Genomic DNA, 8,700 nt, shown 5'->3' with positions numbered 1-8,700 from the left:
AATCATCGACGTGGCAAAACAAAGCTTCTAAACTAAGCATGGGCGGGTAGATACTTGAGAACTCAGCACTTTCAGCGTATCTGCTCCGCCCTTTTTTATCCCGAACTCACGTTAACTAAACGGCACGGTGACGCCCCAAGCGTCCGCTTTTCGGACAGAGAAGCCAGAAAATCTAGCTTTCTCCCCTATAAGGCTACGGTGTACACACAAGTCGGCAGACCTCTCCCCAAACCCATCTCCGACACGGAGAGGGGCTTTGAATACTGCTCCCCTTCCCTACGAAGGAAGGGGTTGGGGGTTAGGTCTGAGAGCGCTTTGTCCGTACACCGTAGCCTTATAGGGGGAGGGGTAGGAAGAGGTCAAAATCCACTGTAACCAATTGAAAATCGCGCTCTTTACTTTAGCGCTGGCGACGAAACTCCACCACATCTTTTTTAATGGTGATGTCATAGCCGTCATAGAAGTCATGTCCTAGCAGTCCAATGTCCAAGTCGGGTTGTCCGATTCCTACCAGCACATCTTTGACGAGATTCCCACCCAGTTGAATCGAATTAACAAACCCAAAGTATATTCCAGCTACTCCATTCGCCGTCTTCACGTTCGCCATTCCTACAGGTTTCACCTTTAGGTCATAAGCCATCTGTCGGGTGATCAACGTTTTACTTGCCCCTGTATCCAGAAACATTTCATATTTCTTTTTGCCATCAAATGTCACGTCAACAACAGGAATCGTGTCCCCTTGCCGGCGTTTGATGGGAACCGTGAAAAAGGGTTTGTTAACGATTGCAGGTCCAATGGGTTTGGGCTTGGGCGGAGGAGCCGCTTGTTTCTGAGCCGAGGCTAAAAAGCGCTGGTATTGAGGCAGCTTCTTTTGAGCGATCGCATGGTTGCGGCTAGAAGTTGGCACAGCTTTCATTAATTCAATTGCCTCTTGCCACCGGCTGGCAACTAATTGCCAATCATCTCGGCTTTTGGCAGATTCACTAATCGCGATCGCGCCAAGGGCAGTATCAATCGCTTCGTTATAAGTGTCAGGGCCAGTCTTAATCGGTTGGTTAACGGGTGTTTTTTTAGTCGCCGTGGATGCTTTTGGCTTAGCTGTTGAGGCAGGTTTAGCCGGTTGAGTAGCAGCAGCAGAACTGGCAACAGCCGCCACGGGACTTGCACTAGCAGCAGGCGTCGCTGGGACTGAGGCTGCTGGTGGGCTAGGAGGGCTTGCTGCATCGTTATTACAGCCAAGAATCCCAAACGTCAGGGAGCTGGATAGAACAATCAGGGTGGTACGGCTTTGAGAGGGTTTCCACATGATTAATCGCCCGATCTTATAAGCAATTGATTTTGGAGAGGACACGGCTTTTCTGGCAAGACGGGTCTTACTACACCCTAAGGTAAGATTTTTCCGCAGATTTTTCCGGATTTAACCAGTTTCTTTTTGTTGAATGACTGTTTAACCTGCCAATCGCGATCGCTTCCCGGAAACTCTCCATGCCAGAAGGAGCCGATTGGTTGCCCCGACTTGCCGTAGTTGCGAACCCGTTCAAGCCAGTCCCTCCATCAAGGGCTGCATCAAAGTGTATTTGTTCCATACCATACTAAATGCTACATGAGCAACCGCATTTTCCACAGAATAGATTTTGTAAGTAAACAACAGCCATACTCTTGACTAATCGGTCTTTATAGCGTTAATTGCACTGATGGCGCGGCTGTAGAATAATGCCTTTTGGTCTACAGTTACGTAAAATTGGAAACTTTGTGCAATCTAAGCTCATAGAGTTAAATAATCCTGTCGAAGAAGAATTATATTTGGGTCACTCAGAACCCCCCTTTACCCTTCAAGACTTGAAAGCCGCCATTCCCCAAGAGTGCTTTGTGCCCTCAACCAAGCGATCGCTGTTTTATTTTCTAGTGGATGTAGGGATAATCGGCATCCTCTACGCGATCGCTAGCTACCTGGATTCCTGGTGGTTTTGGCCTGTATTCTGGTTGGCGCAGGGAACAATGTTCTGGGCGTTGTTTGTCGTCGGACACGACTGCGGTCACGGTTCTTTTTCCAGAAAAAGATGGGTGAATAACCTGATTGGGCATTTGGCACACATTCCCATCCTCGTGCCATATCATGGGTGGCGTATCAGCCACCGAACTCACCACAAAAATACCGGCAACATTGACACGGATGAAAGCTGGTATCCCGTTACAGAAAGCCAGTATCGGGAGATGCCCGCGTATGAAAAATTTGTCCGCTTTAATGCCTTAGCCTTACTGGTGGCTTATCCGTTGTACTTGTTTAAAGGGACTCCTGGAAAGCCTGGTTCTCACTTTCTCCCCAGTAACCCTGTGTTTCGACCCTCAGAAAAATGGGATGTCATCACTAGCGCAACCCTCTGGACGCTGATGCTGGGTTGCTTGGGCTGGTTAACTTATCAGTGGGGCTGGATGTGGCTGGTCAAATACTATGTAGGCCCCTACGAGGTTTTTGTTGTCTGGCTGGCATTGGTAACATTTCTGCACCACACCGACCCAGATATTCCTTGGTATCGTGGGAAAGACTGGTATTTTCTCAAGGGTGCCTTATCTACGATTGACCACGACTATGGGTTTATCAATAATATCCACCATAATATTGGCACCCATGTAGCTCATCACATATTCCTCAACATGCCTCACTACCACCTGAAAACAGCGACTGAGGCGATTAAACCCATTTTGGGTAATTACTACCGAAAATCCAATCGGTCAGTTTTCCAAGCCTTCCTACGCTCTAACCCTTCCTGTCATTTTGTAACGGATACAGGGGCGAAGGTTTACTACAAACCTAAAAAAGAACTCCAAAAAGGCTAATCCAGTCATTTCTTGAGTTTGCAGTAGGGGCGCAAAGCTTTGCGCCCCTACTTGATTAAAATTTTGATGGTTTGATTCCCAATGCGCTCAACCCTTGCCTCTATGGTAAATGAACCCTTCGCGGCAAGCCTGACAGACTGCGACCCCCATTAACCAGGAATATTCAGATAAAAGTGGAGAGCGAATTAAAACTGTAAACTTATGTTAAGTTCAGTTTTCGCTTTTCATCATGAATTCCCGTCGCATCTTCCTCAATACTCTATTCGCAAGTTTTTTCGCCCTCATCACCTGGTTGAGCATTACACCATCAGCGGCTGCACTTGGCGGCAAGCTGCCCACGGTAAATCAATCGGCTCCAGAGTTTACCCTGCCAACGAATACCGGCGATGGCGAAGTCTCCCTCTCCGATTACCGGGGTCAATGGGTGGTTCTCTACTTTTATCCCCAAGACTTCACCTCTGGTTGCACTCTAGAAGCCCGCAGATTTCAGCAAGACTTGCCGAAATACCTGGATAAAAATACTCAAATTATTGGCGTCAGTGCTGATTCTGTTGATTCTCATGCCAAGTTCTGCGATTCCGAAAAGCTGAAGTTTCCACTGCTGGCTGATATAGATGGCAAGGTGAGCAAAGCTTACGGTTCTTGGATTGGATTTGTCTCGATGCGCCATACCTTCATTGTCGATCCACAGGGAGTGCTACGCGAGACATTTACAGGGATTAATCCTGCAATTCACAGTACCGAGGTTTTGGTACGTCTCAATGAATTACAGGCAGCATCCTAAAGCGGCTAATAACTCAGCAAAGCCATGAAAATCAACATCATTTGTGCAAGCTGGTCATAGAGCATCGGCAATAAGTTCTTGTCAGTATTCCCGATTGGCTCATGCACATTCAAGAAGATTGCTAGATTAGCAAAAAATATAAATAACAAAATTCCTGATGGATGTTTGTCTCCACCAGGAATTCTTAAAGTTGTTTCTAAAACGTAGTTGTCAATGTTACGTAACTACGGCGAAACTTGTGTTGTACTTTACCGACGATAAGTAGAAGAAGTGGCTTCATTTGGGTCGCGGTAAGCTACACGGTCGTCGTGTTTACGACCAGCTAAACCAGCTAAACCAGCTAAACCCAGCAATCCTAACCAACCCCAATTAGAATCGCGCTCGCCTTCATAATCGGCGTTGTTTACGCCTTGACTCGGAGCAGTGGTGGTGGTGTCGGGAGCTGTATTGGTGGTACCGGGAGCTGAACTATCGGTCTGGGCGGAAGCAGGTAGGGTCATGGGAACCAAAGCGACGCTAGCTGCAAGAACACCAGCACTCACCAATTTGGACAAGTTTGAATTTTTCATGTTTAAATCTCCTGTTCTTATGTTTCCAATCGATGGATTTCCAACAGGACGACATCCAGCAAATTGGTTTTAAAAGTGACGGACAGACAATAAATGTCTATGAACAAGCTGTTAATCAGCTTTAGCGGCGATAAGTAGAGGAACCGACTTCGTTGGGGTCGCGGTAAGCGGTCGTTTCGTGATTCTTACGACCTGCAAGACCTGCCAAACCAGCTAAGCCCAACAATCCTAACCAACCCCAATCAAAACCGCGATCGCCTTCAGTATTTGTATTTGTATTGTCTACGCCTTGGCTAGGAGCTGTATTGGTGGTACCGGGAGATGTAGTCGTATCAGTCTGGGCAGAAGCAGGTAGGGTCATGGGAACCAGAGCGACGCTAGCTGCAAGAACACCAGCACTCATTAGTTTAGACAAGTTTGAATTTTTCATGGGTGAATCTCCTCTTTTGTTACTCTTAATTTATACGAGTATCAAGAGAATCCAAATCCCTCTATAGCTGGAAACTCCTGCTTGTGTTTGTTATCACTCAAGAGATAGAAAAAGCCTTTTACAGGAGATGAATATATACGGCTTTAGCCGTATATACATTTCTGTAAATTTTATTTCTTGTCTCCTAGGTGTCGTTGTAGCTGCCTGAGAGTTTGATACATCTCTGGAAGACGATGGTAGATGGCTGCTGCTTTTAGGAATACTTTGTGGGGAATCGCTGGGACGCCAGTAACAATGGCACCGGGTTCAATATCATTGTGGATGCCTGCTTTGGCAGTAGCGATCGCGCCATCTCCAATATGTGCTTGATTGGCAATCCCTACTTGTCCGGCTAACAGCACGCGATTGCCAACAGTAACGCCGCCTGCCATCCCTACCTGTCCGGCTAAGGCGCAGTTGGAGCCTACCTTACAGCCGTGACCGATATGCACCAAGTTATCAATTTTGGTGTTGTGGGCGACACGGGTTTCTCCCACAGCGGGGCGGTCAATGGTGCTATTGCAACCCACTTCGACGCCATCTTCCAGAACAGTGTAGCCAGACTGCTCCATTTTGAACCAGCCAGTCGGAGTGGGGACAAACCCAAAGCCTTCCGCACCGAGGACAGCACCGCTATGAATGACGCAATCTGCACCGATGCGGGTGCGTTCGTGGATAGAACAATTAGCGTGTAATACAGTGCGATCGCCTATCTGCACGTCTGGGTAAATGACTACATTCGGGTGAATGATGACGGCATTTCCAATCTCTGTACCCGCCTCAATGACTGCATGAGCGCCGATGTAAACATCTTGACCAATTTTGGCGTCGGGATGAATGACTGCGGTGGGATGGATTCCAGGCGCTGGACGGAAGGGTTTATAGAAAAGAGCGATCGCTGCGGCAAACATTAATCGCGGATCGGATACCGCAATCCAGGCAATTCCCCGCTCAGATGCTTGTGCTTGTAGCTTTTCATCCGGCGGTAAAATTAAGGCACTGGCAAAGGTTTTTCCCACAAAAGCCGCAAATTTCGCACCCTCTATGTAGCTGAGTGTGCCAATGGCAGCCTCATCGACGGGTGCTACTCCCGTAATTTCTGGGTTGCAATCTGTATTTGAGGTCAAACTATTGCAGGCGGCAGCAGCACCCAGTTTTTCGACAATTTCGTGAAATTTCATCGGCATATTCATGGACAACTGTAAATGAATTGGCAGCTATACAAGAGATTCATCAAGTATTCGCACCGCCAAGACACAATTAAAAATTAAATTTTTGGGTTTTTAATTTTTAATTTTTAATTTTTAATTTCTTCGTTGCCCATTGCCTGACCCGCTAAGTAAGCAGTCGTCCAGGCACTCTGAAAGTTAAAGCCACCCGTGACGCCGTCAATATCGAGGATTTCTCCGGCAAAGTAAAGTCCCGGACAGATGCGGCTTTCCATTGTCTTAAAGTTCACTTCCTTTAAGTTGACGCCGCCACAGGTAACGAATTCTTCCTTAAAGACACCCTTCCCCTGAATTTGGTACTTACCCTCGGAAAGTTCTTGAATTAGCTGATTGAGAACTTTATTTGATAATTCCGCCCAACGCTGTTCCCCGCTAATCCCCACAGCAGCAATTAAACTCTGCCAAAGGCGTCGAGGTAAGGGCAGCGGACAACTGGTAGAAATGGCGCGTTGGGGCAGTTGGGACTTGACCGCCAAAAGCATTTCCCGCAGCTTTTCCGGGTTGTACTGGGGTAGCCAATTAATTTGCAACGTTGTTCGATAATTGCAATCGTGCAGCATTCTAGCCGCCCAAGCCGACAGTTTCAAGGCAGCAGGGCCACTCAAACCCCAGTGGGTAATCAGTAATGGTCCGATTTGTTCTAACTGAGTTTTACCGACACCCAAACGCAGACGCGCACTTTCCACGCTGACTCCGGCTAAATCTTGCAACCGGGGGTCGGAAATCGTAAAGGTGAATAGAGAGGGAACGGGTGGTTCAATCGTGTGTCCTAAAGTTTTTACCCAGCGGTAGCCTTGGGGATTGCTGCCGGTAGCGAGGAGAATGCGATCGCACTTGAGGATCTCTCCTGACTTCAACTGGATCTCAAAGCCGGTGTCGAGTGGTTGATTCAATGAAGTCACTTGCCGGAAAATCTTATCAACAGGTGTTCCCCTGCGAATCTGCACTCCAGATGCCCTTGCTGCCTCAAACAGACAATCCACAATAGTTTCGGAACTATCTGTAATTGGAAACATCCGTCCATCCGGTTCAGTTTTCAATTGGACGCCGCGATCGCTAAACCAAACGACTGTATCTTTAGCTTGGAAACGACTAAAAGCCCCCCGCAGTGCTTTCCCGCCTCTGGGGTAATATTGCACTAAACCAGCCGGGTCAAAGCAAGCATGAGTAACATTGCATCGCCCGCCGCCAGAAATCCGAACTTTAGATAAGGGTTGTCGTCCTGCTTCTAACAAAATTACTTGCGCCTGGGGATAAGTTTCGGCACAGGTAATTGCACCAAAAAACCCCGCTGCCCCACCGCCAATCACTACTACTTTTAAAGGTTGCACAATCAAGCTATTGCCGATTTCACGGAATATTTTCCGTACAGATGCGATATCATCTCCCTACCCGTCGTATGGTTCAAAATCCCCTTTTGTGGCTCCACACGTAGGACATACCCAGTCTTCCGGGATATCTTCAAATGCCGTACCCGGTTGGATACCGCTATCTGGGTCGCCCTGTTGTTGATCGTAGATGTAGTTGCAAACTGTACATATATACTTCTTCATTATCGCTCCTCAACATTTGCCTATACATAATACTAAAAGCCGACGTAATCGAAATTACATCGGCTTTTGCAGAACCCATTGTTCATCTTCGAGAAACTTAAGTTTTGAGCCAAGGACTATCGCTGAATCGCACTCGCCTTAAGCCGAATCAAAAGTTTTGAAACCCACGCCAGCAGGTTAATTCTCTTGTAGTGTAGACGCACTTTCAACCGCCCAGTTGCTACAACTTTGCTTTAGCCTTCGACCAAAAGCCGTGTTCATCTTGTTCAAATTGATCAGAAACAACATCCCAAGCATGATGGTCAGCTTTGGATTCATCGCCAGAGTCCTCTAGCGCTTTGTTGTAATTGGCGATAAATGTCCTTTGAGCATCCTCTGAGAGGTGAGAACGAACTTCCGGGGACAAATCGCTAGGACTTTCCAGTTTCCCAGCGCGTTTGCGGGGTAATGTGGTTTCGCTGGTATGCACTTCTTCGCCACCAGCACTTTCTAGCAGCAGCTGAATTTCACCGGATTGATTGGCAGAGACTTCTACAACTACCAGAAAATCTCCGGCTTCGACGCGAGTTTGATAAATGGCAGCTTTGTCTTCTGGCATTCCCAAAGCGACCAAAGCAGAAACTAAACCAGCGCCCGCTGCACCCGCTAAAGCACCACTCGCTGCACCCAGCAACGCCGCACCAATGGGTCCTGCCGCGACGACTGAACCTACAAAAGGAATGAACAGCACTCCCACACCAGTCAGCAAGCCAAGGGCTGAACCAAACAAGGAACCAAAGATGCCGCCGCTTCTCAGCCCGCCTAAAATCACATCTTTTTTGGTGATGAATCCAGCAATGCGAGTTTCGGAATGAAAGTTTTTGCCGATTACTGAAATATCGTCGCGGGAAATCCCCCGATCGAGCAAGCGGTGAATCACTTTCTCAATTTGTTCGCGTTCTTTGAAAACGGCTGAGATACTGCGTTCTACTGTGGAAACACTTGGCTGTGTAGTTGGGTTTGTCGCGGTCATTCACTTCTCCTGAAATTTGTTTTTTAATTTTTGTTAATTTCTCTTGGAGAATAGCGAACATGACAATTCCAGCGAATCGCCCCGAAGGTTGATATTAAATGTATTTAAAGATACTAAATGATTTAACAAACTTACGTCTAATGTGAATTAGACAAAGGAACGGGAGAGATTGAGAATCAAAGTACCACCCATGAAACTCATCTCTCCGATGACTAGCATAGACTTTCCTAACTTGATGATTGTCGT

10 protein-coding genes are annotated in these 8,700 nt (G+C 47.3%); 2 read left to right on the top strand and 8 right to left on the bottom strand.

Going from position 1 to position 8,700, the window contains the following annotated elements; translation table 11 throughout:
- Nucleotides 1–400: 400 nt before the first annotated feature.
- Both NC996_RS27765 and NC996_RS27760 read right to left on the bottom strand, forming a co-directional pair.
- Nucleotides 401–1,306 (bottom strand): retropepsin-like aspartic protease, encoded by a 906-nt coding sequence (locus NC996_RS27765; protein WP_190684809.1) that lies wholly within the window; start codon nucleotides 1,304–1,306, stop codon nucleotides 401–403.
- 70 nt (nucleotides 1,307–1,376) lie between these two features.
- On the bottom strand, nucleotides 1,377–1,586 hold the full coding sequence (locus NC996_RS27760) for a hypothetical protein (RefSeq protein WP_190684806.1): 210 nt from the start codon (nucleotides 1,584–1,586) through the stop codon (nucleotides 1,377–1,379).
- Between the two features lie 166 nt (nucleotides 1,587–1,752).
- Between NC996_RS27760 and NC996_RS27755 the strand changes: the two genes are divergently transcribed.
- Together NC996_RS27755 and NC996_RS27750 are read left to right on the top strand one after the other, a co-directional pair.
- A complete protein-coding gene (locus NC996_RS27755; protein ID WP_339380275.1) occupies nucleotides 1,753–2,838 on the top strand; it encodes a DUF3474 domain-containing protein in 1,086 nt (361 codons plus the stop codon).
- 229 nt (nucleotides 2,839–3,067) lie between these two features.
- Nucleotides 3,068–3,622: a peroxiredoxin gene (locus NC996_RS27750; protein WP_190684800.1), complete on the top strand. Its 555-nt coding sequence runs from the start codon at nucleotides 3,068–3,070 to the stop codon at nucleotides 3,620–3,622.
- Nucleotides 3,623–3,870: 248 nt separating this feature from the next.
- Here NC996_RS27750 and NC996_RS27745 read toward each other — a convergent pair whose 3' ends face one another.
- The 6 genes from NC996_RS27745 to NC996_RS27720 form a co-directional block, all read right to left on the bottom strand.
- Nucleotides 3,871–4,191, bottom strand: coding sequence for a WGxxGxxG family protein (locus tag NC996_RS27745; RefSeq protein WP_190684797.1), 321 nt, complete (start codon nucleotides 4,189–4,191; stop codon nucleotides 3,871–3,873).
- A gap of 121 nt (nucleotides 4,192–4,312) precedes the next feature.
- A complete protein-coding gene (locus NC996_RS27740; RefSeq protein WP_190412755.1) occupies nucleotides 4,313–4,621 on the bottom strand; it encodes a WGxxGxxG family protein in 309 nt (102 codons plus the stop codon).
- A 170-nt stretch (nucleotides 4,622–4,791) separates the two neighbouring features.
- Entirely contained in the window at nucleotides 4,792–5,841 is a 1,050-nt protein-coding gene (gene lpxD / locus NC996_RS27735) for a UDP-3-O-(3-hydroxymyristoyl)glucosamine N-acyltransferase (protein ID WP_190677678.1), read from the bottom strand.
- 116 nt (nucleotides 5,842–5,957) lie between these two features.
- Nucleotides 5,958–7,226 carry an NAD(P)/FAD-dependent oxidoreductase gene (locus NC996_RS27730; protein ID WP_190684795.1) on the bottom strand — a complete coding sequence of 423 codons (1,269 nt, stop codon included), beginning with the start codon at nucleotides 7,224–7,226 and terminating at the stop codon, nucleotides 5,958–5,960.
- A 51-nt stretch (nucleotides 7,227–7,277) separates the two neighbouring features.
- Nucleotides 7,278–7,442, bottom strand: a complete 165-nt coding sequence (gene rd / locus NC996_RS27725) for a rubredoxin (RefSeq protein ID WP_190439734.1) — start codon at nucleotides 7,440–7,442, stop codon at nucleotides 7,278–7,280.
- A 220-nt stretch (nucleotides 7,443–7,662) separates the two neighbouring features.
- The gene (locus NC996_RS27720; protein ID WP_190527887.1) at nucleotides 7,663–8,454 is read right to left on the bottom strand and encodes a ChaB family protein; all 792 of its coding nucleotides are present in this window, start codon (nucleotides 8,452–8,454) and stop codon (nucleotides 7,663–7,665) included.
- Between the last annotated feature and the right edge of the window lie 246 nt (nucleotides 8,455–8,700).

It is taken from the genome of Trichocoleus sp. ST-U2 (assembly GCF_039961875.1).
GTDB lineage: Bacteria > Cyanobacteriota > Cyanobacteriia > Cyanobacteriales > FACHB-T130 > FACHB-T130.
The sequence above is the reverse complement of the archived record's forward strand: the minus strand, read 5'-3'. Positions and strand labels throughout refer to the sequence as shown.